The following is a 23033-nucleotide window of genomic DNA, read 5'->3' as shown; positions in this document are numbered from 1 at the left end:
TCGGATACTGCCGGTCGACCGCAATTCTCCATAAACTGGAGTTGCCCGCGAAAAGGACGCTTCAGCAATAGCAGGGGGCAATGGGGAGCGACCTGGCGGGCGTATCGGGGGGGTATTCCATGCGAACGGTTCGAAATGCACTGCTCGCTGCGGTCACCGCCGCCGTCCTGCCCGTGTCCGGGCTGGGCGTCCAGGCCGCCACCATCGCGGCCGAAATCAAGAACGGCCTGGTCGAACTGGCCGAAAAGGCCTCGCACGGCCGGGCCGGCGACTTCCGTGGGCCCGGCGTCCGGATCCGCTCGGCACCCAATACCGCCGCTGCCGCGCGCGGCGCGGGAAATCCCGGGGACAACGCCACCATCCGCGAGGCGGTCGGCGGGGAATCCGTCCGCTGCCCGGACGGATCGGCGAATTCGGAATGGTTCGACATCACGAATCGCCGCACCCGCGTCAGCGGATTCGTCAGCGGTTGCTACCTCTGATGGAATCGCATTCGGACGCCGGGTCAGAAATCCTGGACCGATCCCCGGAGGCCGACCGGCCGCAACCGTCGCAGGCGCACGTGCCGGGCGAGCCTGATCATCGGCCGGACCGCGAGCTCGCAGCTGCCCAGCAGGTACGGCCAGGTGCCCGCGGTAGCCGTGTCCCCGTGGAAGAACAGCAGGCTGCCGGCGATGAACCAGATCGCGATCAGGAAGTCATTGACGATGCTGATGAACTCGTACCGCTTCCGGATCAGCAGCTCCTCGTGCCCGATCCGCAGCACCCACGAGCTCGACCCGGCCGGATCCCGCATGATCCGATTGTCCGCACATCCGGCGGATTCCGCAGGTCACAAGGGCTATTCCAGCGCGGCGGCGGCGGCTCGCCCGGCCTGCCGACCGGAGAACAGACAGCCGCCGAGAAAGGTTCCCTCCAAGGACCGGTACCCGTGCACGCCACCACCGCCGAATCCTGCGACCTCGCCGGCCGCGTAGAGGCCGGGCAGCGGCTCGCCCGAATCCTGCAGGACCCGTCCGGACAGGTCGGTTTCCAGCCCGCCCAGCGTCTTGCGGGTCAGGATGGACAGCCGCACCGCGATCAGCGGCCCGGCGGCCGGGTCCAGCAGCCGGTGCGGCTCGGCGACCCGGATCATCCGGTCGACCACGTAGCGGCGGGCCGCGCGGATGGCGATGACCTGCTCGTCCTTGCCCAGCCCCGACTCCACCTGGCGGTCGCGGGCGACGATCTCACGCTCCAGCGCGGCAGCGTCGATCAGCTGGTCTCCGACCAGGTCGTTCATCCCGCGCGCCAGCTCCGCAACGGTGCGCCGGACGACGAAGTCGGGGCCACGGCGGACGAATTCAGCGACCGGGCCCGGGGTGCCACCGCCGCCTCGCTGCAGCAGCTTGCGGAGGCTGCGCTCGGTCAAGTCCGGGTTCTGCTCGGAGCCGGACAGCGCGAACTCGCGGCTGATGATGCGCCGGTCGAGCACGAACCACGTGTACTCGTGTCCGGTCTTCGCGATGTGCTCCATCGTGCCGAGGGTGTCGAAGCCCGGGAACAGCGGCGCGGGCAGCCGCCGCCCTTCCGCGTCCAGCCACAGCGACGACGGGCCGGGCAGGATCCGGATGCCGTGCTTGCTCCAGATCGGCGCGTAGTTGCGGATTCCCTCGGTGTAGTGCCACATCCGGTCCGGGTTGATGATGTGCCCGCCGCTGCGGGACACCACTTCGAGCATTCGCCCGTCCACGTGGTCGGGCACCCCGGCGACCATCTCTTTCGGCGGTTGGCCGTAGCGCTCGGGCCAATTCCGCCGCACCAGGTCGAGGTTCCCGCCGATGCCGCCCGATGCGACGACGACGGCCTGCGCGTGCAGCTCGAAATCCCCTGCCACGTCGCGAGAACTCGGCTGTCCGCGTTCCGCCGAGCTCGGCGCGAGCACCTCGCCGCGCACCCCCGTCACCGCGCCGCCGCTGGTGATCAGCTCGCTGACGCGGTGCCGGAACCGGAACGACACCAGGCCTCGTTCGGCCGCCTGCCGCACCCTGCGAATGAATGGCGCGAGCACCCCGGGGCCGGTGCCCCAGGTGATGTGGAACCTCGGCACGGAATTGCCGTGCCCGGTGGCCAGGTAGCCGCCGCGCTCGGCCCACTGCACCAGCGGGAAGAACCGCACGCCCTGCGCGGTCAGCCAAGCCCGCTTCTCCCCGGCGGCGAAGTCCACGTAGGCCTCCGCCCACTGCCGGGGCCAGTGGTCCTCGGGCCGGTCGAAACCGGCGGAGCCGAGCCAGTCCTGGAGCGCCAGTTCGCGGGAGTCCCGGACGCCCAACCAGCGCTGTTCCGGGGAATCGACCAGGAAGAGACCGCCGAACGACCAGTGCGCCTGGCCGCCCAGGGCGGCCTCGGGTTCCTGGTCCACCAGCACCACCCGGCGGCCCGCGTCGGCCAGTTCCGCGGTGGCGACCAGGCCGGCCAGGCCGGCGCCAACCACGATGACATCAGCGTCCAACGTCATTGCCGACCTCCGCTCTACCGAGTGGTAACCGGATGTCTGTATACCGCAGCCGCAGGCGCTTCGACAGCTCACCGGGCCGTTCCGCTGCGGCGCCGCAACATTTCCCCACACACGGAAATCCACCCGGTCGGGGTGTATCCAGCAAATTCGCTGGCATTCCGATCCGGGATTCGGGAATCCTGTTTCCAGTGCGCCGATTCCGGCCGCTAGCCACTCATTATCCGCTCACGAAGGGGTTTTCGCATGTCCAAGTTCGCTTCCGCCGCGCCGTTGCGCGTCGGCACCCGGTCGTCCTCCTGGCGTCGGACCGGGCGGACCGGCGTCTGGCGCATATTCGTCCCCGCGCTGTTCGCCCTCGCCGCGATCTCCGTCGGTTCCGGAGGCGCGTACGCCGCACCGCCGGAAAAGCCTTGCGCAGCAGGAACTTTCTGCAGCTACCCGGAGGAGGAGTACGCCGGTCAGGTGCACGAGGTCGGCCTCCAGACGACCACGTTGGAGCAGTGCGTCCAGCTCCGGCAAGACGTGGAGGTGCGGTCCTTCGTGAACAACACCGGTCATCCGGTGACGGTCTACCAGGACCCCTACTGCGACAGCGGTGCGGAATTCGCCACGTATCCAACGGGTTCCCAAACACCGCGGGCGACATACGTCGCCCGGGCGATCAAGATCTGGTCGCACTGACCGCCGAGAAACCGTCCTGAACCGATTGCGCGCGCCTCCGGGGAATCCCAGCCCCCGGGCTCGCCCGGAATCCCCGACTCAGGTGTCCGGCCTACCGGGACGACACCTGAGAGCCTGTCGGCGAATGCCGTCCGCGCCTTGGAAGCGGCGTAGCCGCTTGCATTCACCTTGCCAAGACGACCATCGGCGGGTTCTGAGAGGTTTCCTGGCGAGGACGGCCCCTCCGCCGCGTATTAGACATACATCAGGAGGGGCACCCGCAGTCCAGGGAACTCTCAGGTTCCGCTAAGCGACCACCCACCCAGACCATTCACCAACAGGCTCTGAGAACCCCCGGGCAAAGCCAGGCACGTCGGACGCAACCGCCAGGACAACAACTCAGCGGACCAGATCCCGCATCAGCTCAAGCAGGCGCTCGGCGGAGTTGGCCCAGGTGAACTTCGCCGCCTGACCACGAGCCGCGGCGACCAGCTCCGCACGCGTACGGGAATCCTCCACGGCGCGCACCGCGGTGGCGAAGTCATTCGACGACCCCGGATCGAAGAACCTCGCGTGTCCCCCGGTCACCTCGTGGAAGATCTCCAGATCGCTGCAGACCACCGGCGTCCCCGCGTTCATCGCCTCGATGATCGGCAGCCCGAAACCCTCGTCCCGAGAAGCGGTGACCAGCGCGCTCGCCCTCCCCAGCAGCGCCTGGTAATCGCATTCACTGATTCCCCGCCAGAAAACGACATCGACATCAGGAGGTAGCTGTCCGCGCAATTCCGCTTCGCGCGCAGGCGCGACTCGACTCACCAGGTGCAGGCGATACCCAGGAAGGAGAGCCATGCCCGCGATCAACGCTTCCACGTTCTTGTACGGCATGAACGAACCCATGTACACGAGCTCCCGCGGCCCACCCGGTTGTTCTTGAGCCGCACCAGTTTCGCCCCCCTCGAGCACGTCGTCCTCCGGCGGCGGGGACGGTGCATTGTGGACGACCGTCACCGGGCGCCGGGTGAGCCGGTGCTCCGCGATCAGCTTCCTGGTCGTCTCGCTGACCGTGACCACCGCGTCAGCCCGGTTGAGCATCACCCGCTGCGGCCAGAACGCCTTGTGGTAGAGCCGCCATGCGGCGCGCACCGGCCGCGGGAGGAACCCCGGCGGCTGCGGATGCCGGTAGTAGATCAGGTCGTGCAGCGTGAGGACGAGCCGGTAGTCGCGCCGGAACCCGCCGATCACCTGCAGCGGGCTGAACACGACGTCCGCACCGAGCCGGTTCAGGGTGCGCGACAGCCACAGCTCCTGCGGCGAGAACGGGCTGTTGACCTTCACGTGCGGAACACCGGACGGCAGCAGCCGCAGCTGCCGCTCGTCATGGATCAACATCGTCACCGGATGGAGGTGGTGCAATGCCTCGATCAAGCTCGCGCCGTAGCGGCTGATCCCATCGTGCTGATCGGTCCGCGTCCAGCGCGCATCGACGACGACGTTCATCGTCCTTGACCCGGCCGCACTCGGACTCGGGTCGGCGGTACCGCTCCCTTGCGGCCGCGGGCCGTTCATGGCGCTCCGAGGAAGTGTCGGATCGCTTCGGCCGCCGGCCCCGGCGTCTCGTAGTGCACCAGGTGGCCGACGTTCGGGATCACCACGAGTTCGGCGTCGGCGAGCCGACCCGCCAGCGCGCGCTGGCCCTCCAGGGGCGCGATCTCGTCCGACTCCCCCGCGATCAGCAGGGTCGGCATCCGGAGCGCGTCGGCGTGGTCGGCCACGGTGTGCGTCACCGAAGCCTCGAAGGTCTCGCTGAGCAGGGCGGGGCTGTGGAAGCGGCTGAAGTACCGCAGGTGGTTGGCGTCGATGAACCCGCGAAGCTGCTTGTCTTTCGTCCGCGTCATCGCCCGGCTCGCCGCCAGGACCACCCACCTGTTGCTCAGCAGCGAATGCCCGGCCCGCAACGGCAACCGCTTGCCCAGCGTGTAGTAGGCGGACGTGAGCCCGGACAGCACCACGCGCGGTCCGCGCAGCGCCGGAGTCGCGATCGGGTTGATCAGCACCAGGCGTCGCACGAGTTCGGGCGACGTGGCGGCGACCTGGGCGGCCACGATCGAGCCGAAGGAGTGCCCGAGCAGCGCGATCGGCCGGGTCCGGCCGCCGAGCCGCTCGATGAGCTCGGTGATGACCTGCGCGTAGCCGGCGACGTCGTGCCGCCGCCCGCTCATCGGCCCGGAGTCCCCGAACCCGGGCAGGTCCGGGATCACGACGCGCTGGTCCGGCAGGCCAGCCGCGACGAGCTCCAGACCGTGGTGGGTACCGCGCAGGCCGTGCACCATCAGCACCGTGTCGGCAGGTTCGACCGGGTCGATCGGGACGACCGAACCGACCTGGGTGACTGCGGGGCCCGCCGCGGTGACCAGGTCGCTGGTCTCGGCGAGGTGCTCGCGGTAGACCCAGTAGTGCAGCTCGGCGCCGCCGATGTGCTCCACCCGCTCCGCGGGGTGGAGTTCCGGGGTGGTCATGCCGGATCAGCTCGCCAGCTCGGTGCGGATCTCGTCGAGCTCGACGGCGCCGTCCGGGTCGATCGCGTGGCGGTAGATCGCTTCGAACCGGCCCAGGATCTCGTCGATGTCGTGCCGGGACACGAGCCGCTCGCTGGCCGCGCCCATCCGGTCGATCGTCACGCGGTCGCTGATCACGTCGTCGATCGCGCTGGCCAGGGCGTGCACGTCCCGCGGCGGGTACAGCCAGCCGTTCTGGCCCGGTTGCACGAGGTGCGGCAGGGCCATGGCGTTGGCCAGCACCACCGGGGTGCCCGCCGACATGGCTTCCATGGTCGCCAGGCTCTGCAGCTCGGCGATGCTGGGCATGCAGAACAGGTCGGCGCGGGCGTAGGCGTCGAGCAGCTCGCTGTCGCTGAGGAACCCGTGGAAGTGCACCCGGTCGGCGATGCCGAGTTCCACCGCGAGCTGCTCGAAGGCGGCGCGGCGGCTGCCGTTGCCGACGATCTCCAGCCGCGTCGGCGTCTTGGTGCGCAACAGCGCCATGGCCCGAAGCAGGTCGTCGATGTGCTTCTCCTCGTCGAGCCGTCCGACGAACAGCACGATGCGGGTGCCCGGATCCGGGTGCTGCTTGCGGTAGCTCCGGGCCCGACGCCGGTACCGCTCGACGTCGATGCCGCAGGAGACGGGCAGCGCCAGCTCGGCGAACCCGTTCTCCTGCAACAGCTGGACGGCTCGCGGCGTCGGAGCGGTCACCAGCTGCGCCTTGCGGTAGTGCTTGACCAGGTTGTGCCACAGCAGGCGGCCCGCCGCGTGCTGGAGGAACTGCGGGACCTTGAAGTAGCCGAAGATGTTCTCCGGCATGAAGTGGTTGGTGGCCACCAGCCCGATGTCCCGGCGGCGCGCCGAGTTGATCAGGCCGCGGCAGATGAAGAAGTGCGACTGCACGTGGACGACGTCGGGCTGGATCTCGGCGATCAGCCGGTCGGCCTGGGCGGCCTGCCACGGCAGAAGCCCCCGGATCGACGGGTGGAACGGCGAGCCGTATGAGGCGACGCGGTGCACCGTCACGCCGTCCTCGACGTCGGTGCGCGACTCCCGGTCCGTCGAGTGGCAGACGACGTGCACATCGTGGCCGCGACCGGACAGCCCGGTCGCCAGGCGGTGGCCGAAGTTCGCCGCCCCGTTCACGTCGGGGGGATACGTGGTCGCGCCGACCACGATCCGCAGCGGGCGCCTACTGAACGGTTGCGAAGTCAAGTGGAACTCCCGTCAGGACGATCTGTCGAACTCGGTCCGGCAAGATCACTGCTGCCGGTCGCAGTGGTCGTGGAGGTCGCAGTGGTCGTGGAGGTCGCGGTGGTCGTGGAGGTCGTCGGGGGCACAGCGGTCGAATGCACGGTGGTCGAATGCACGGTGGTCGAATGCACGGTGGTCGCGGAAGGCAGACCAACAGCGGAGGACACGGTGGCCGCAGCGGTGGCGGGAGCCCGTTGTCTCTGGGTGTCGGGGTGGTAGCGGGCCAGCGCGAAGACGCCGGCGCAGGCCACCACGGCGCAAAGGGCTTCGCCGACGGCCGTCCACGTGCTGACGTGGTCGGCTTCGCCGAGCAATCCGATGCCCAGGCCCACGGCCACCAGTGGGTCGATCACGGTCAGGCAGGCCACCACGAGGTCCGGCGGGCCGCTGGCGTACCCGTGTTGCAGCAGCCAACCGCCCACCACCATCGCGACGACGATGCCCAGCAGCGGCAGCGGGTTGATGTCCAGCAGTTCGGTCGTGCCGAGCTGCTGCGCCACCGCCCGCATCAGCACCGAGACGTACCCGTACGCCACCGCGCAGCCAGCTGCGAAGAGCACGCAACGCGCCTTCGACCGGGTCAGCACGGCCAGTACGCCGAGCATCAGGATCGCGCCGGCCACCAGCTGGGTGGCCAGCAGCTGCTCGCCGCCCGCGATCGGAGTGGCGGTGGCGCTGCCAGCAGCGAGGAACACGAAGGCGCCGACGCCGCCGGTGGCCGCGACCACCGAGAGCACGACGCTGGGTTTGAGGTCGCGCGCGTGGATGCCCTGCTGCCGGAGGTTCAGCAGCACGGTGATCGGCAGCGCCAGCACGCCGACCGGCTGCACCACGCTCAGCGGTGCCAGGCCGAGCGCGCAGGCGTGCAGCACCGTGCCGCTGCCGAGCGCCGCCAAGCCCCCCAACCAGCGAGGGTTGCGGAGGAGCTGGGCCTGGCTGCGGAGGCCGAGCCCGCCGCCGTCCATCGTGTCGTGCACCGCGGCGTGCTGCAGTCGTGCTCCCACGGCGTACCCGCAGGCCCCCAGCGCGGCGAGCAGCACCGCGATTGCAGTCATCGCGGACCACTCCCCGTGGGTGTGGTCGGATGGTGGTGCACGACCGGGTCAGTCCTCTTCAGCAGGCTGCGGGAACGTTCGACTACCGAACACCCTAGTGCGCGATCCATGCCACGTCCCGCTGTCGAGCCCCGCGGCGTCCGCCGCGTCGGCCTACTACCAGTGCCAGGTTCCGAATCCGCCGATTCCTGCCTTCGCTGTTCGTCCACACCGCTCAATCTCGCGTCTCGCGAGTCCGACTCACATCCGGGGCCGGACCCCCAATTTCCCTGAGACGTGCCAGGTTCGCACCCTGGGGCGCCCGCCGGACCGCTGGGTCACGACGCCCCTGGATCGACCCCGAAACCCTTCCTGGCCTGCGGAAACGCGGTTCGGCACCGCCCCGGTCAAGCCTCCGGGAAACCCGCATGCCGACCTCGGTCCGCCCACCGGGCATTACAGCAAAGCACGTAATTGCGGCGGCCCGTGAAACGCCAGACGAATATGTGCGAACCGATCCGGTGAACGAAAGTCGACTGTTCGACGAAACGTGCGGAAAGAACCCAGCAACTTTCGGAATCGTTGCACCCGCGCACGACCGAGGCGCGCCGGATGCACCCCCCGCATGCGCCTCTGCACTGTCCGCCGGATACACATGCACGACTGTAGAACAACGTTGCTGAGGACTTTGTCAGCAACACTTCCCACCCAAGCCGGACCGGAACGGCACTGCCCGGTGGACAAACCCGCGGATTGTCGATATCCGGGTGAAGACACCCCGCCAGCAGGGAAATCGCATTGGGCGAAGATCAACTATTCGGTGCGGAAACGGTGACGAATGCGACACCACGACAACATCACGCCCGCGAAACTGTTCGCGCACCGAAACAATTCGGTCACGACCAGTGATGAAATCCGGCGCTTCCTCCGGACCGAACGGCAATGGTTGCTCATCCGGGTGAGACGATGCACTTGTGGCTGCCGACTCCGACGTCTCCCAGCACGGCCGGTCCGCGAAGCCGGCGCACCCCGCCGACACGGACGAGCGCAATGTGGTCGGCGCCAAGGCCGCCGTGGTGGCGGCACTCCTGGGCGGTGCGCTGCTGACCGCGCTGGCCGCGACCGCCTACACGGCCGTCGGCACCATCCCGGGCCTCCCCGACCTGCCGCCGCTCGTGCGCTTCGGGTTGCCGGCCGTGCGAGCCCTGCTCGACGTCGCGGCGCTGGCGACCGTCGGCCTGAGCCTGCTGCCGAAGCTGCTGGGCTTCGACCGCCCCAAGCACACCGAGCCGGTCATGGCGCTTGCCAGGCAGTTCACGGTGGTCACCGCGCTGGTCTGGATGCTCAGCGCCCTGCTGTCACTGGTGCTGCAGACCGCAGAACTCAGCCCGGACCGCCCCCTCACAACCGGGCTACTGATCGACTACGTGGCGAACGTCCCGGCAGGTCCCGGCCTGCTCGCCAGCGCCGGCGCCGGGCTGCTGTGCGCGGCGCTGGGCCTGGTCGCGGTCCGGGTCGGCGAGAAGGTCCCGGCGGAACTGCGCACCATCATCGCGCTGCTCGGCCTGCTCCCGATGCCGCTGACCGGTCACGCAACGGACTGGCAGTACCACGACTTCAGCATGATCTCGATGGAGTTGCACGTGATCGGCGCAGCGATGTGGACGGGCGGCCTGGCCGCCGTCGCGCTGTTCGTGGCGCCGCGCCGCGGGCTGCTCGCCGAGGCCCTGCCGCGCTTCTCGAAGCTCGCCACCATCGCGATCTTCGTCGTCGGGATCTCCGGGCTGTTCAACGGCCTGATGGAGCTGATCATCACGCCGGCCGTCGGCCTGCCCGGCCTGATCAACACCGGCTACGGCCAGATCATCCTGGCCAAGGCCGGGTGCCTGGTGGTGCTCGGTGCGGTGGCGTCGCAGATGCGCTTCCGCCTGCTGCCCCGCATCGCGCGCCACCAGCGCACCGCGCTGATCGGCTGGGCCGCTGCCGAGGTCGGCGTGATGGGCATCGCCTACGGCCTGGGGGTCGTGCTCTCCCGCGCCCCGGTCATCGTCTGACCGCGCGACACCACCCGCCGCCAGCTCCGGCGACCGCTCTCGGTGTCGAGCAGGTACGAGACGAGCCACCACACCGCGGCGAACAAGACCACCGCGTACAGCGCCGACCAGTAGTCGACCGGCGGCGAAGCGAGGTAGGTCTGCTGCATCCACAACGCCAGATACGTCACCGCCGTCACGACCGCCGCGCCGGCGAACGGCCGGATCGCCGGCGCCAGCCGGAACGAGAGGTCGATCGCCACGGCCCCGGCGAGCAGGAAGAACGGCACGGCCGAGATCGGGAAGCCCGCCGCCCCGAGCAATGCCCAAGCCACGCAACGGAAAATCAGGTAACCCGCGGCGATGGTGGTCGCCGTCCACTGGCGCCCGGCCAGCCGCCGGGCGAGCACCAGCGTGCCGAGCCCGGTGACCGTCGCCCACGTCGGGTACACCCAGTCCGGCACCGGCAGCGTGAACGACTTGACCGCGATCCAGTCCAGGGGCCGCCCGAGGTCGTCGGCGGCGAACTGCAGCAGGGTGTCCTCGGCGTACGGAGTACCGCGCTCCCAGGCTGCCAACCCGAGCACGCCGTACTCCTGGTGCTGGTTGAGGAACAGGAAGTTGTCGAGCACCGTGAACCACAGGAAGCAGGTGATCGGGTAGAAATAGCGGCCACCGCCGCCGTAGCGGGCCCACCCGCGGAGCAGGCCGACGCTCAGCAGCCCGGTGCCGAGGTAGAGCAACGCGTGCGAAGGGCTCCACGCGGTGATGTCCAGCCCGTTGATCCGGTGGTTGATCACGTCCAGCGGCGCGGCGACCAGGAAGATGCCGAGCCCCCACTGCATCCAGCGAAGCGTGGCGCGGTCGACGCCGATCCCGGTGTAGGTGTGGAAGACCACCAGGCCGATCACGATCACGGTGCCGACCGTGTTGATCAGGTGCGGTGGCGCGAAATCGTCGCGCAGCCACCGAAAGTGCCAGCAGATGTCCCAGGTGGCACCCGCGATCTTGAGCACCATCGCGGCCACCCACGAGCGGTAGAGCGCGACCACGAGTTCCCGGGGAGCCTCGCGACCCGGTTCACCACGCGTCCAGTGGCAACGGAGCAGCTCCGCTGTACTCGCCATCGCGTTCACCTCCGCACTTCGCGATGTTCACCCGAAAAACGGTAGTCGGTACTGATCGCGAGCGGGCAACGACATACTCGGCGGTAATTTTTGGCGGTGCGCCCGGTCCGTGCACGACAGGCCGGAGCAGCCGGAATCCCGTTCGCTCCCGGAACGAACGGGATTCTGCGACGAACGACGGCTAGGTCAGCGCGGGATCTTCAGCACTTGGCCAACGTAGATCAGGTCCGGGTCGGTGATGCCGTTGACCCGGCCGATCTCCCGCCAATCGACGCCCACTCGCTGCCCGATCTCGAGGAGCGTGTCGCCGGGCTGCACGACGTAGGTCTCCTGCGGTGGCGGCGGAGGCGGCCCACCGGCCCCGGTGAGCACCTCCAACGGAACCATCGACACGTTCAGGTCGGTGTTGCCGCCGACCCCCGGAACCTGCCCGTCCGAGGCGTGCTGGTGCATCGCCACCCGGTCCGTGAGGTAACCGGGTTCGCCCGGCGGGCGGCCGTAGTGCGCGACCCACAGGAACACCCCGGGGTCGACCCAGGTCTCCGGCGCGAGCTTGCCCTGGAACCAGGACGTCGAGGCGTAGACCACGACCTCGTGCCGGCCCGTGTGCCCGCGGATCGCGTCGATGAACCCCTTGACCCAGCCGCCCAGGTTCGGCGCATCCGTTTCGATGTCCAGGCACGGCGGCAGGTTGCCCGCCGCGCTGGAGTTCAACCGCCCGAGCGCAGCGGCGAAATCGGCCGCGTCCTGCTGCGGGGAATTCGTGTCCGGGCGGGCGAAGTGGTACAGCCCGGTGACCAGCCCGGCACCACGCGCACCGGCCAGCTGGGAGTCCAGCGTCGGACTCACGTATCCGACGCCTTCGGTCGCTTTAATGTAGGTGAACGCGTATCCAGCTCCCCGAACCGCTCCCCAGTCGGGTTCCCCCTGATATCGCGAGACGTCAATACCGCGAATTCGCTCGGCCATGATCAACCCCCTGACTACGGCCTCCTGCCGGTGCCAAACTATCGAAGTCCAGCATTCGGGCAGTCCCGCCGTTCAGGTCAAGATCACCACCCGATTGGTCGATACCCGCGCGAGATGCTGCGAAATCGCGGTGCGGGAAATTACCCAGGTCGGGTTTGTTCTCGGCCGCAATACGACCTTTTCGGTGCAGTGGACCGTCACTCGATCCACTGCTCGCGGGCGCCGATTGCGGCACGTGGAGCAGGCGGATCGAACGGTCGCGGACGGCGGGAAAATCGGTGGCGGAGGCAACCACACCGACAGCCGGACGTCTTCAGAGCAGTAGAGCAATTACCGACGGCCCCGCCGCGAGGACGGGGACGGGAGGTGGTCATCGTGATCCCGCACCGATTCCGGAGTTTCGTCCCGCGGGCGCTCCAGGCGTCCGGAGCACTGCTGATCGCCGGGCTGATGGCGGGCTGCGGCGCCCAGAACGGCCAAGCCATCACGGCACCGGCGCACAACGTCCGACCGGCACCACCGGCCGCCAGTCCGGCAGAACAGCTGGCGCCCCAACCCGGGACCGACGGCAACACCAACACGAACGCCGGCAACGCCGGCAGCACCGGCAGCCGGGCGACGCCCACGACGGCCGAGGCGCGTCACCAACCGAGCAAGGTGGAGCGCTGCCACACCTCGATGCTCGCGGGTTCGCTGCAGAACTCAGAGGCCGGGGCGGGCCAGCGCTACGCGCAGCTGGTGCTGCAGAACACCAGCAAGGAGACCTGCATCCTCTACGGCTACGGCGGCATGCAGCTGGTCGACGGGTCCGGCAAGCCGCTGCCGACCACCATGGAGCGGACGCCGAACCCCGGCCCGAACCTGATCACGCTCGCGCCAGGCCGGTCGGCCAGCGCCACGCTGCACTGGACGGCGGTCCCGCACGAGGGCGAGCCGACGGACGGCCCGTGCCAGCCGACTCCGGTCAGCGCGCAGGTCATCCCGCCGGACGAGACCGATGCCCTCGCCGTCACCTGGAACTTGGGCCCGGTGTGCGGCTTCGGCGCCATCAACAACAGCGCGTACCACCAGTGACGCCGGTCAGGCCGGTTTCCCGCAGAACCGGCCTCCGCCCCGGTCGCTCCACTGCTGAGCTGCGACGACACCGGCGCGGCGGAAGACCGAACGGCGAAAACCCAGGGGGGCTGGCCCGGCCGTATGAGGTGTGCTGGGGTGGCGGCATGATCGAGCCAACGGATCGAGTGGTCAGCGGACGGCACGGCGAGCTGGCAGTGCGGGAGTGGTCGGGGACCAACCCGGGCTGGATCGCGCTGATCGCGCACGGCTACGGCGAGCACTCCGGCCGGTACCAGTGGGTGGCCGAGCAGCTGGTGGGCGCCCGCGCGCTGGCCTACGCCCCGGACCACGTGGGGCACGGCCGCTCGCCCGGCGATCGGGTCTACTTCGAGGACGCCGAGACGATCGTGGCCGATCTGGAAACCCTGCGCCGGGAGGTCACCGCCGAACACCCGGAACTGCCCGTCGTCCTCATCGGACACTCGATAGGCGGGATGCTCGCCGCCCGCTACGCCCAGGAACACCAGGAGCACCTGGCGGCGGTCGTGCTGTCCGCTCCGGTGCTGGGCACCTGGCACGTGCTGGACCTCCTGGAGTACGACGTGATCCCGGACATCCCGATCGACCCGGCGACGCTGTCCCGCGACCCCGATGTCGGTGCGGCCTACGTCACCGACCCGCTGGTCTGGCATGGCCCGTTCAAGCGCGCCACTCTGCAGGCGATCGACGACTGCCTGCTGGCCATCAACGACGGGCCGATGCTGGACAAGCCGACCTTGTGGGTGCACGGCGAGGACGACGAGCTGGTGCCGGAGGCCGACACCCGCACCGGCATCGACCGCATCCGCGGCAGCGAGTTCCACGAGCACATCTACCCGGGCGGCCGCCACGAGCTGCTCAACGAGACCAACAAGGCCGAGGTGATGAACGACATCCTCACCTTCATCGGCCGCGAGCTGAACTCGTAGGGCCCCGCTTCCCGGCTCGTCTTGCGTGGCGGTTGGGGCAGCACCTGCCGAACACCGAACATTGTTAATAGCGGGCGGAAATCACGATCATTACCTGTTTAGGTGAGGCGTGTCGCTTGCGCGGTTGCAGCTCAGGTCCACCGCATGCAGCTTGAGGAGGCCGACGGGGGTCGGCCTCCAGGCGGGGCGGAGCAAGCGAGGTGGCCATGAACGTCGAGCGCGCACAGGACCTGATCGGCACTCCGGTGTTCGACAGTAACGGCGACCGGGTCGGCCGGGTCGGCAACGTCTACGTCGACGACGTCACGCACCAGCCGGAGTGGGTCACCGTCCGGATCGGCATCTTCGGCGTCAAGGAGACCTTCGTGCCGCTCAACGGCGCGACCACCGAGGAGAACCGCCTGGAGCTGGGCGTCTCCAGGGACCGGGTGAAGAACGCCCCGCGCGTCGAGGCCGAGCACGGCCACCTCTCTGACCAGGAGGGCCGCGACCTCTACCACTACTACGGCCTCGGCCAGGGCGAGCCGACCGGGCCTGACGAGGGCGAAGCCTGAGCACCGCGCCGGTTCGCGCGACTTCACCCGATCATCCGTTCGACGTTCCGGGCCCGTGCGGGAGAATGCGTCTCGCGATGGCTGAGAACACCGAGCTCGAACTGCTGATCACCGTCGTCGTCGCGGCCGACGACGAGGCGTCTGCACGCGCCGCGTGCCGCGACCTGGTGCAACGAATCGGCGGCCGGATCGTGGCCTCCGGGGACTGTTCCGACGAGGAGCCCGGCTGCTGGTCGGTCACGATCAGCAGGGGCAGCGCGGAAACCGGGCAGTACGTGGCCGGGCTGTCCCGCGCGGTGCGCAACTTCCTCCGCGCGCTCGGTCCCGACTACGCCCGGCACCGGGTGTCCTGCGAACCGCCGACGGCCTGGGCCGTGGTGGACCACCCGGACCTGGTGGGCGACCTGGTCGGCGGCGGGGAGCGAATGCTGGTCGAGGCGTGGTCCGGCGGGTCGATCCTGTTCGGCAGGTCTGATCTCGCAGATCCGGACGAGCCGCCCGCCCAGGTCCCGCAGGGCATCGGCGACGTGGACGAGCACGGGAACTTGAGGCCGCGGCTGCGCCTGCTGGTGGAAGTGGTCACGGAGCGGCGAGCGGGCGCGGAATGGCCCGCCCGGGCGGTGGCCAGCCGCCTGTCCCGGACGGCCACGATCACCGAGTACGCGGTCGATCCGCCGCTGGTGCGGGTCGCGATGGACCTCGGGCCGGCGCTCGGCGACCTGCCGGAGATCGTGCTCGGCGCGATGTCGACGCTCGGCGGTACCGGCTGGTCCCGGCTGCGCGTCGACGAGCACCACGCCACCGCCCGGTGGACGGCCGCCCCGACGCCGCCGTCGGGGGTGGCGTCGATCGAGATCTCGGCGATCGATCCGGAAACGGACAAATAGAAATCCACAGTGGCCGCCGGCCGCGACCGACTCCCTCGACACCCGGCACGGCGCCCACCCACCCGGGGGCATACCGGTCGGTGATCAATTCCGCTGGTCGTCACGCACCGCGATCACCCCGTGATCACCTGCACCCACCTGCTTGCGCCGTCGGCGACGCCGAACGCTAACTTGTGGACCGGTACAGCGTTGGGCACCACGGAGGTCCTGAGTCCAGATGGCGGGCGTCGAAGAAGTTCGCGCGGGCATTGCCTTGGCAAACCAGAAGATGCAGGAGGCCATCGCCGCCCTGCAACAGGGCAACCTCGCACTGGAAGAGGCGCAAGCCGCACTGGTGTCCGCGACCCAGGGCAGCACCCAGGAGGAGATGCAGCACGCGCACGGCATGCTCGCCGAGGTGATGCAGACGATCAACGGAGTGCAGGGCACGCTCAGCGCCACGATCAACTCCACCGAGGGCTACGCGGGCCGCCTGTAGGCTCCCGGCCGTTCTGCGAGGCGGCGATTTCGCGCGAAATCGCCGCCCCCCACGCGTGCCTTATGGCGATTTCGCGCGAAATCGCCATACTGCCGCAACGACAGAAGATCGACCCGACTCGAAGACAGGCTCGGTGGCCCCGTGTCGACTCTCGACGAACTGATCCAGACCCTGCGCACCGCGGAGGAACGCCTGGAGGACGCGGGTGCCCACCTCGCCACCTGCCGCACCGCGCTGGCCCAGGCACAGCAGGCGCTGGCGAAACTCGACCCGGAGCACCCCGCATCCGCGATCCCTCCGGGCCTTCCCCGCGCAGATGACCAGATCGAGGGAACGCAGGCGGCAATCGAGCGCATCCTCGATACGGTCCGCGACTTCGCCACCCGCCTGTAGTACGCGGCGGCTTTCCGTGTTCGGCGCTCAACTGCGCCGCATTCGGCCTTGTACATGGGCACCCCAGGGGCCTGCCCGGTTCCTCGTCGAGTGGTATTTTGATCACAGTCTGTAACACGGGTTCCGAGGTGGGGTGTGGGTAAACGCAACGAGCGGCGGAGTCGGATCGAAGCAGCCTTCGAACGCCTGCGCACCAGCATCGCCTCGGCGCTCGGCGCTGCCGAGAAGGAACACGACCGCGTCCTCGCCGAATGCGCGCAGCAGGAGTACGCGCTGCGCATCGCGCAGGTCGGGGTGGCCGCTGCGGAACGCCAACCGGCGGAGATCTCCGATTCCGCGGACCCGGTGTTCCAGGCCGCGATGCGGGAAGCGCAGCGGATGCGCGCGGAGATCTACGCGGAGTGGACCGAGCGGGGGCCGGAGCAGCTCGGCAGGCTCGCGGCGGAGGCCGCTCCCGGGTCCGCCGGGCTCCCGTGGCGGGAGTGGCTCGGCGAGATCGGCACCCGGGACGCGGCCGCGCCGCCGCCCGAGCTGTGGCGGATCGGCACCGCGACCGTCCCGGATTCACCCGCCCCGCAACCGTTCCCGGCCGCCATCCCGCTGCTGGACGAGTCGCACCTGCGGATCATCACCGACTACAACCCCGACTCCGCCGAAGCGCTGGTGCAGAACCTGCTGCTGCGGCTGCTCAGCCATTTCCAGCCCGGCCAGGTGCGCATCCACGTCTGGGACGTCGCGCAGCTGGCCGGGACCCTGCCGGGGCTGTACCCGCTGGCCCGCGCGGGCCTGCTCACCGCGCACGATCCGACCCGGCTGGACGAGATGCTCGAAGCGCTCTCCGACCACATCCGGCGAATCCACACCGATTCGCTGGTCGGCGGCCACACCTCGCTGCGCTCGCTGGCCGCGGACACCGGGCACCGCTCGGAGCCGTGGCGCATCGCGGTGCTCTTCGGCAACGGCGAGCCGCTGCGCGAGGAGCAGCAGCAACAGTTGCAGCGGATCGCCCGCAACGGCCTGGCCTGCGGCATCCAGTTGATCGTCGTGGACCTCTCGCTGACCGTGAACAGCGCGATCGAATCCATCACGCTGCTCCGCAGCAACCGGGCTCGCACCAGCATGACCGGCCCGGAAGCCGTTGTGCAGCTGGACGAGTCCCCGTCGCGCAACGAGGCCACCAAGGCGTGCTCGATGATCGCGGAGGCGTTCCTCGCCCGGCGGGCCCGGGTGCGGACCTTCGACGACCTGGTGCCCGAGCAGCTCTGGACGCAGCGTTCGACGGCCGGGCTGCACGCGCCGGTCGGCTTCGACGAGGGCGAACCGGTGTGGATCACCCTCGGTGACGGCAGCCCGCACACCCTGATCGGTGGCCCCAGCGGTTCGGGCAAGACGAACTTCCTCTACGGCATGCTCGGCGGGCTCACCGCCCGCTATTCGCCGGACGAGCTGGAGCTGTACCTGCTGGACTTCAAGGAGGGCGTGTCGTTCGCCCAGTTCACCCCCGGCCGCCGGGATCCGAGCTGGCTGCCGCACGCCAAGCTGGTCGGGGTGAACGTCAACACCGACCGCGAGTTCGGGCTGGCGCTGCTGCGCTTCCTGGCCGACGAGATGCGACGGCGCGCGGAGTCCGCCAAGCAGCATGAGGTCACCAAACTGGAGGAGCTGCGCGCCGAGGACCCGACCGGCCGGTGGCCGCGGATAGTCGCCGTGATCGACGAGTTCCAGTACCTATTCGCCGAGCGCGACCCGGTGACCGCGCAGGCCGCCTCGCTGCTGGAGGACGTCGCGCGGCGCGGCCGTTCACAGGGCATCCACCTGGTGCTGGCCAGCCAGGACGTGTCCGGGATCGAGGCGTTCTGGGGCAAGCCGGCGATCTTCGAGCAGTTCATCCTGCGGATCGCGCTGCCCAAGGCCCGGCGGGTGCTGGCCGACCAGAACAACGCGGCGATTGAGCTGCCCCGGTGGCACGCGGTCGTCAACCACGAGTCGGGCGTCAAGTACGGCAACAAGATCGCGCGCATCCCGGACGCGACCGCGAAGAACACCTTCGACGCGCTGCAGCTGGCGCTCTGCAAGAAGCTCGACGACGACGCCCGGCAGCCGAGGTTGTTCGACGGCTCGAACCTGCCGGAACTGTCCACACTGGATGATTACGCGAAGCTGAGCGCACCGGTGGCTGTGCCGAAGGTGCTGCTCGGGCAGATTATCGACGTCAACGGCACGGCCGCCGCGGTGCGGCTCGCGCGATCGCCGGGGCGCAACGTCGCGGTGATCGGCTCGGTGCTCGCGGACGCGATCAGCGTGCTCGGCACGGCGACGCTTTCCCTTGCCCGGCAATACGATCCGGGCACCATCAAGTTCACCATCGCCGCCCTGCTGGACGACGTGGAAGACGATGCCTGCGGCGTCGCCAAAACCCTTCGCAACGACGGCCACGACGTGGAACTGGTCGGTTTGGACGGCATCGAGGCCGCACTGGCGGCCGCGGCCGAGACGATCGACCACCGCTCCGGCGCCGACGTGCCGCACTGCCTGGTGCTCTACGCCGCCGACGCGGCGCACACCACGCTGGAGCGCAAGGACCCGACCACCAGGGTCAGCGGGCTGGACCACCTGCGGAAAATCCTCAAGCAGGGCCCGGAACTGCGGGTGCACGTGATCGGCTGGTGGCGCAGCGCGCAGAGGGTGAAGAACACCCTCGGCATGGGGCCGGTCGACGACATCGGCGCGTGGGTCGCCTTCGACGTGCACGGCCAGGAGCTGGCCGCGTTCGCGGCCGGGCAGATGGTCAACTGGTCGCCGCGGGCGCGGCGCGGCCTGTTCTTCGACCGCGCGGTGCACTCCCGGCCCGAGGTGGTCCTGCCCTTCGACCTCGGCGACCAGGCCAAACCAGCGCTGACGGTGCCCGCGCAGCGGGCGGCGGACGAGCCGTGCGAGATCCGGGAGGAAGCTGGTGACTGAGCAGGTTCCGGCGGCGGACCGGTACAAAGAGATCACCGCCCTGGCCACCACCGCCGCGCAGCAGCTGCGCCGGCACGAGCGGGAGCGTGCCGGCGAGCTCGGCGAGGCGGTCGCCGCGGGGCGGCAGCGCCGGGAGGCGGCTGACGAGCAGCGCGAGCAGGTCGTCGAAGACGTGCGCAAGCGATGGAACGCCGCGATGGAGGCGCTGTGGGACGAGCGGTGGATGCAGGTCAAGAGCATGCCTGACCCCGACCCCGCGGCGCGGGCGTCCACTCCGGACGATTCCCGCCGCGAAGTCCAGGCGGCCTACATGGCGCTCCACAGCGCCCTCGAAAAGCCACGCTTCGCCGCGAGCCTCCGCCCCCGCCGCAAGAAGGAGTCCTGATGCAGCTTCTCCTGTGCGGACCGAGCGGAGTGAGTGCAGGGCACCTCGCTGCCAAGTCGACCGGCAGAAGGCGCCCTTCACGCCTACGCCGCTTAGCCTGAGTTTCCCCGCTAGCTGATTGCTCGACAGCATTTCCTTGGGCGCTTAGGTTTCGAGTCGTTCGCGCAGCGCGGTGACGTTGGCTGCCGTCGACCAGCAGCAGGAACTGCTCGGCCGGCTCCCGGTGGCGACGGCGGCCCGCCTCCCGCAGCAGGCCGTCCAGGTAGTCGGTGACGTCTTCCTTGTGCTCGGCCGCAACACGGTGCGCCGCGCTGTCCGGGTCGGCCATCTCGGCCATCGTGTTGATCGAGGCGCAGGCGCGGAAATCCGGTGCCGCGAACCGTTTCCGCGAGCGCGTCGAACACCGCCAGCGGGTCGCCGCCACACGTGGCGCGGATGGAGCGAACGGACGTTCACTTCACCTACCGGGACGGACGGTCCGTTCACCCCACACCCAGCCAGCGAGGACGCACCAATGCGCAAACGAACCTGGAAACAGCCGCTACAGCGCTGCGCCGTCGGATCCCGGCGTTGAAGTTCGCGATCAGCGTGCCCGCTCACCGGGGCCGCAGGCCGGTGTGCAGGTAGGCGAGCCCGCGCGGCTCGATGGCGGCGACCAGGGCCTGGTGGCTGTCAGGCGGGCGTCGTCATCTCGGCCAGGCCGGTTCGCTGCCGCAACTAGCGCAGCGAACGTACCGACCGCGGTGCGGCCGACGCACCTGATGGGGTCCAGCTGCCGCGGAGGGTGTGTTCGATCAGGCCGGTCACCAGTACAGTGTTACACATGACGTCGCAATGTCACAGCACGTCGCAATGTCACAGCACCGCGGCGGGGCCGACCCCGGCAGCGGACCGACCGACCCGCCCGGCGGCGAACCGGGTCGGCGACGCCGAACTGCTGCGGGCCGCCCGGGAATGCGTGCTCGCCAACGGCGTCCGGCGCACCACCCTGACCGAGATCGCGCGCCGCGCCGGGGTCAGCCGGATGACGCTGTACCGGCGCTTCCCCGACGTAAACAGCCTCGTCACCGCGCTGATGACGATGGAGTTCGGCGAAATCCTGCAGCTGGCCAGCACCGGGGACGCGACCGGAAGCGGCCGGCAGCGCCTGGTCGCCGCGACGGTCCACGGCGTTCGCCTGCTGCAATCGGCGCCGCTGCTGCGGCGGGTCCTGGAGACCGATGCCGAGCTCCTGCTGCCCTATCTGGTCGAACGGCTCGGCAGCACGCAGCTCGCCGCCGAGGGATTCATCCGCGAATACCTCGTGCGGGGTCACGAGGACGGGTCGATCCGACGCGCCGACCCGGCCGTGCAGGCCCGTGCCCTGCTGTTGCTGGTGCAGTCGTTCGTAGTCTCCGCCGGCCCTGCCACCAGCGGCATCGACCCGACGGCCCTGACCGACGAGCTCACGTACCTCCTCGACGGCGCCCTGGGCCCGCCGCCCGCCGATCCCCGACCGAACCGGTTTTCGACCGTTTCAATTGAAACTGCGGGAAACCGTTGACCGTGCGCAGTTTCAGTTGAAACTGGGTCCCCGGTACCCCACCGAGCCGCCCGGAGGTCCGATGATCACCACCCCGCTGCCAGCCGGTTCGCTGCGCGCCACCTCGCTGAACGCCGCGCGCCGCACCGCCGGCCTGTCCGCAGTGGCCGACGACCAGGTGGACGTGCTGGTGGTCGGCGGCGGCGTCACCGGCGCCGGGGCCGCCCTGGACGCGGCCGCCCGCGGGCTCTCCGTCGCGCTCGTGGAAGCCGAGGACCTCGCCTGGGGAACGTCGCGCTGGTCCAGCAAGCTCGTGCACGGCGGCCTCTGCCACCTCGCCCACGGCGACGTCGCCACGGCCCGCGAAAGCGCCGTCGAGCGCAACGTGCTGATGACGCGCACCGCTCCACACCTGGTGCGCACGCTGCCGCAGCTCATCCCGCTGCACGGCAGCGTGTCGCGCCGCTCCGAGCTGGTACTCGCCGCCTGGCTCCATGCCGGCGACGCGCTGCGCCGCACGGCTCGCACCCCGTCGAGCGTGCTCCCGCCTCCCCGGCGGATTCCCGCCGCGGAGGCGCTCGCCCTCGTGCCGGGCGTGCGCGCCGCCGACCTGCGCGGTGGCCTGCTCGGCTTCGACGGCCAGCTCGTCGACGACGCGCGCCTGGTCGTCGCGCTGGCGCGCACCGCGGCCGGTTTCGGCGCGCGAATCCTCACCCACGTTCGCGCGCGCCGGATCGACGGCGGCGGGGCCGACGTGGTGGACCAGCGCACTGGCGAGTCGCTGCGGATCAGGGCCCGCTCGGTGGTCAACGCGGCCGGGGTGTGGGCCGGGGAGCTCTCGCCGGACGTCCAGCTGCGGCCGTCGCGCGGGTCGCACCTGCTGGTCGACGCGGATGCCGCCGGGATCGCCGGGACCTCGCTGGTCGTCCCGATGCCGGGCGAGTCGGGCCGGTTCGTTCTGTTGCTGCCGCAGCCCGACGGCCGCGCCCTGCTCGGGCTGACCGACGAGCCGGTGCCAGGGCCGATCCCGTCCGTGCCCGAGGTACCAGAGTCCGATGTGGACTTTCTGCTCGCGGCGGTGCGCGATGCGCTGGGGCAGCCGTTGGAGCGCGAGCACGTGCTCGGTTCGTTCGCGGGGCTGCGTCCGCTGCTGGAGCAGCGGGGCCGCAAGGAGGCGGCCGACCTGTCGCGCAAGCATGCGGTGCTGACCTCGCCGGAGGGCGTGGTGACCGTGGTGGGCGGGAAGCTCACCACCTACCGGAAGATGGGCGCCGACGCCGTCGACGCGGCGGTCCGCGCCAGCGGGCTGTCCGCCGGGCCGTCGCGCACCGCGGTTGTGGCACTGGTCGGCGCCGCGCCGCGCCGCCACCTGACGAACGTCGAAGCGGCCGCACCGCTGGTCGCGAAGTACGGCACCGAGGCCGCGCGCGTCGCGGCGCTGGCCGAGTTCGACCCGGGCCTCGCGGAACCGGTCTCGCCGGGCCTGCGGCTCACGGCCGCCGAGGTGCTGTGGGCGGTCCGCCACGAAGGAGCCCTCGACGCGGCGGATGTCCTCGACCGGCGCAGCCGGATCGGCCTGAACCCCGCGGAACGCGCATCGGCCCTCCCCGTGGTCGAAGAACTCGTCGAACGCGCACTGCCCGGAGTTTCCGACTGAGCGAACGCAGGCCGTGAGTCTTTTGGGCTATAGAGGCTGTTGGAAGTGGTCGTCCGGG

The 23033-nt window shown here is 69.9% G+C and carries 21 protein-coding genes; 13 read left to right on the top strand and 8 right to left on the bottom strand.

The window, feature by feature from the left end:
• Nucleotides 1–119: 119 nt before the first annotated feature.
• Nucleotides 120–482: a hypothetical protein gene (locus ACRXBZ_RS23085; protein ID WP_433880872.1), complete on the top strand. Its 363-nt coding sequence runs from the start codon at nucleotides 120–122 to the stop codon at nucleotides 480–482.
• A gap of 23 nt (nucleotides 483–505) precedes the next feature.
• Here the strand turns inward: ACRXBZ_RS23085 and ACRXBZ_RS23080 are convergent, their stop codons facing one another.
• On the bottom strand, nucleotides 506–796 hold the full coding sequence (locus ACRXBZ_RS23080; RefSeq protein WP_433880871.1) for a YrhK family protein: 291 nt from the start codon (nucleotides 794–796) through the stop codon (nucleotides 506–508).
• Nucleotides 797–841: 45 nt separating this feature from the next.
• Nucleotides 842–2497 (bottom strand): FAD-binding dehydrogenase, encoded by a 1656-nt coding sequence (locus ACRXBZ_RS23075; protein ID WP_433880870.1) that lies wholly within the window; start codon nucleotides 2495–2497, stop codon nucleotides 842–844.
• Nucleotides 2498–2740: 243 nt separating this feature from the next.
• Between ACRXBZ_RS23075 and ACRXBZ_RS23070 the strand changes: the two genes are divergently transcribed.
• Nucleotides 2741–3178 (top strand): peptidase inhibitor family I36 protein, encoded by a 438-nt coding sequence (locus ACRXBZ_RS23070; protein WP_433880869.1) that lies wholly within the window; start codon nucleotides 2741–2743, stop codon nucleotides 3176–3178.
• Between the two features lie 378 nt (nucleotides 3179–3556).
• On the opposite strand, the gene ACRXBZ_RS23065 is transcribed toward ACRXBZ_RS23070, so the two are convergent.
• The 4 genes from ACRXBZ_RS23065 to ACRXBZ_RS23050 all read right to left on the bottom strand — a co-directional run bounded on the left by ACRXBZ_RS23065 (nucleotide 3557) and on the right by ACRXBZ_RS23050 (nucleotide 8006).
• Nucleotides 3557–4654 (bottom strand): glycosyltransferase family 4 protein, encoded by a 1098-nt coding sequence (locus ACRXBZ_RS23065; protein WP_433880868.1) that lies wholly within the window; start codon nucleotides 4652–4654, stop codon nucleotides 3557–3559.
• Between the two features lie 65 nt (nucleotides 4655–4719).
• Nucleotides 4720–5673: an alpha/beta fold hydrolase gene (locus ACRXBZ_RS23060; RefSeq protein WP_168586413.1), complete on the bottom strand. Its 954-nt coding sequence runs from the start codon at nucleotides 5671–5673 to the stop codon at nucleotides 4720–4722.
• Between the two features lie 6 nt (nucleotides 5674–5679).
• The gene (locus ACRXBZ_RS23055; RefSeq protein WP_433880867.1) at nucleotides 5680–6912 is read right to left on the bottom strand and encodes a glycosyltransferase; all 1233 of its coding nucleotides are present in this window, start codon (nucleotides 6910–6912) and stop codon (nucleotides 5680–5682) included.
• On the bottom strand, nucleotides 6909–8006 hold the full coding sequence (locus tag ACRXBZ_RS23050; protein ID WP_433880866.1) for a DMT family protein: 1098 nt from the start codon (nucleotides 8004–8006) through the stop codon (nucleotides 6909–6911). The genes ACRXBZ_RS23055 and ACRXBZ_RS23050 overlap by 4 nt, the downstream gene beginning before the upstream one ends.
• A gap of 953 nt (nucleotides 8007–8959) precedes the next feature.
• Here ACRXBZ_RS23050 and ACRXBZ_RS23045 point away from each other — a divergent pair.
• Complete coding sequence (locus tag ACRXBZ_RS23045; protein ID WP_433880865.1) at nucleotides 8960–10039, top strand: copper resistance D family protein; 1080 nt, start codon at nucleotides 8960–8962, stop codon at nucleotides 10037–10039.
• On the opposite strand, the gene ACRXBZ_RS23040 is transcribed toward ACRXBZ_RS23045, so the two are convergent.
• Both ACRXBZ_RS23040 and ACRXBZ_RS23035 read right to left on the bottom strand, forming a co-directional pair.
• A complete protein-coding gene (locus ACRXBZ_RS23040) occupies nucleotides 9994–11145 on the bottom strand; it encodes a hypothetical protein (protein WP_433880864.1) in 1152 nt (383 codons plus the stop codon). The two genes, ACRXBZ_RS23045 and ACRXBZ_RS23040, sit on opposite strands and share 46 nt — an antisense overlap.
• A 186-nt stretch (nucleotides 11146–11331) precedes the next feature.
• Complete coding sequence (locus ACRXBZ_RS23035; protein WP_433880863.1) at nucleotides 11332–12114, bottom strand: GH25 family lysozyme; 783 nt, start codon at nucleotides 12112–12114, stop codon at nucleotides 11332–11334.
• 375 nt (nucleotides 12115–12489) lie between these two features.
• On the opposite strand from ACRXBZ_RS23035, the gene ACRXBZ_RS23030 reads away from it, so the two are divergent.
• The 10 genes from ACRXBZ_RS23030 to ACRXBZ_RS22985 all read left to right on the top strand — a co-directional run bounded on the left by ACRXBZ_RS23030 (nucleotide 12490) and on the right by ACRXBZ_RS22985 (nucleotide 22975).
• Complete coding sequence (locus ACRXBZ_RS23030) at nucleotides 12490–13188, top strand: DUF4232 domain-containing protein (RefSeq protein ID WP_433880862.1); 699 nt, start codon at nucleotides 12490–12492, stop codon at nucleotides 13186–13188.
• 146 nt (nucleotides 13189–13334) lie between these two features.
• On the top strand, nucleotides 13335–14138 hold the full coding sequence (locus tag ACRXBZ_RS23025; RefSeq protein ID WP_433880861.1) for an alpha/beta hydrolase: 804 nt from the start codon (nucleotides 13335–13337) through the stop codon (nucleotides 14136–14138).
• A gap of 206 nt (nucleotides 14139–14344) precedes the next feature.
• On the top strand, nucleotides 14345–14692 hold the full coding sequence (locus ACRXBZ_RS23020) for a PRC-barrel domain-containing protein (RefSeq protein WP_168586406.1): 348 nt from the start codon (nucleotides 14345–14347) through the stop codon (nucleotides 14690–14692).
• A 77-nt stretch (nucleotides 14693–14769) separates the two neighbouring features.
• Nucleotides 14770–15579: a hypothetical protein gene (locus ACRXBZ_RS23015; RefSeq protein ID WP_433880860.1), complete on the top strand. Its 810-nt coding sequence runs from the start codon at nucleotides 14770–14772 to the stop codon at nucleotides 15577–15579.
• Nucleotides 15580–15796: 217 nt separating this feature from the next.
• On the top strand, nucleotides 15797–16057 hold the full coding sequence (locus ACRXBZ_RS23010; protein WP_010308847.1) for a hypothetical protein: 261 nt from the start codon (nucleotides 15797–15799) through the stop codon (nucleotides 16055–16057).
• A 141-nt stretch (nucleotides 16058–16198) separates the two neighbouring features.
• Nucleotides 16199–16450: a hypothetical protein gene (locus ACRXBZ_RS23005; protein WP_168586403.1), complete on the top strand. Its 252-nt coding sequence runs from the start codon at nucleotides 16199–16201 to the stop codon at nucleotides 16448–16450.
• A 135-nt stretch (nucleotides 16451–16585) separates the two neighbouring features.
• Nucleotides 16586–19411, top strand: a complete 2826-nt coding sequence (locus ACRXBZ_RS23000; RefSeq protein ID WP_433880859.1) for an FtsK/SpoIIIE domain-containing protein — start codon at nucleotides 16586–16588, stop codon at nucleotides 19409–19411.
• Nucleotides 19404–19796: a hypothetical protein gene (locus ACRXBZ_RS22995; RefSeq protein WP_433880858.1), complete on the top strand. Its 393-nt coding sequence runs from the start codon at nucleotides 19404–19406 to the stop codon at nucleotides 19794–19796. The genes ACRXBZ_RS23000 and ACRXBZ_RS22995 overlap by 8 nt, the downstream gene beginning before the upstream one ends.
• 823 nt (nucleotides 19797–20619) lie before the next feature.
• Entirely contained in the window at nucleotides 20620–21339 is a 720-nt protein-coding gene (locus ACRXBZ_RS22990; RefSeq protein WP_433880857.1) for a TetR/AcrR family transcriptional regulator, read from the top strand.
• A gap of 61 nt (nucleotides 21340–21400) precedes the next feature.
• The gene (locus ACRXBZ_RS22985) at nucleotides 21401–22975 is read left to right on the top strand and encodes a glycerol-3-phosphate dehydrogenase/oxidase (protein WP_433880856.1); all 1575 of its coding nucleotides are present in this window, start codon (nucleotides 21401–21403) and stop codon (nucleotides 22973–22975) included.
• The last annotated feature ends 58 nt before the right edge of the window (nucleotides 22976–23033 follow it).

This window comes from Saccharopolyspora hattusasensis, from assembly GCF_050972075.1.
GTDB classification, from domain to species: Bacteria; Actinomycetota; Actinomycetes; order Mycobacteriales; family Pseudonocardiaceae; genus Saccharopolyspora; species Saccharopolyspora hattusasensis.
This window is presented reverse-complemented; position numbering and strand designations above follow the sequence as displayed.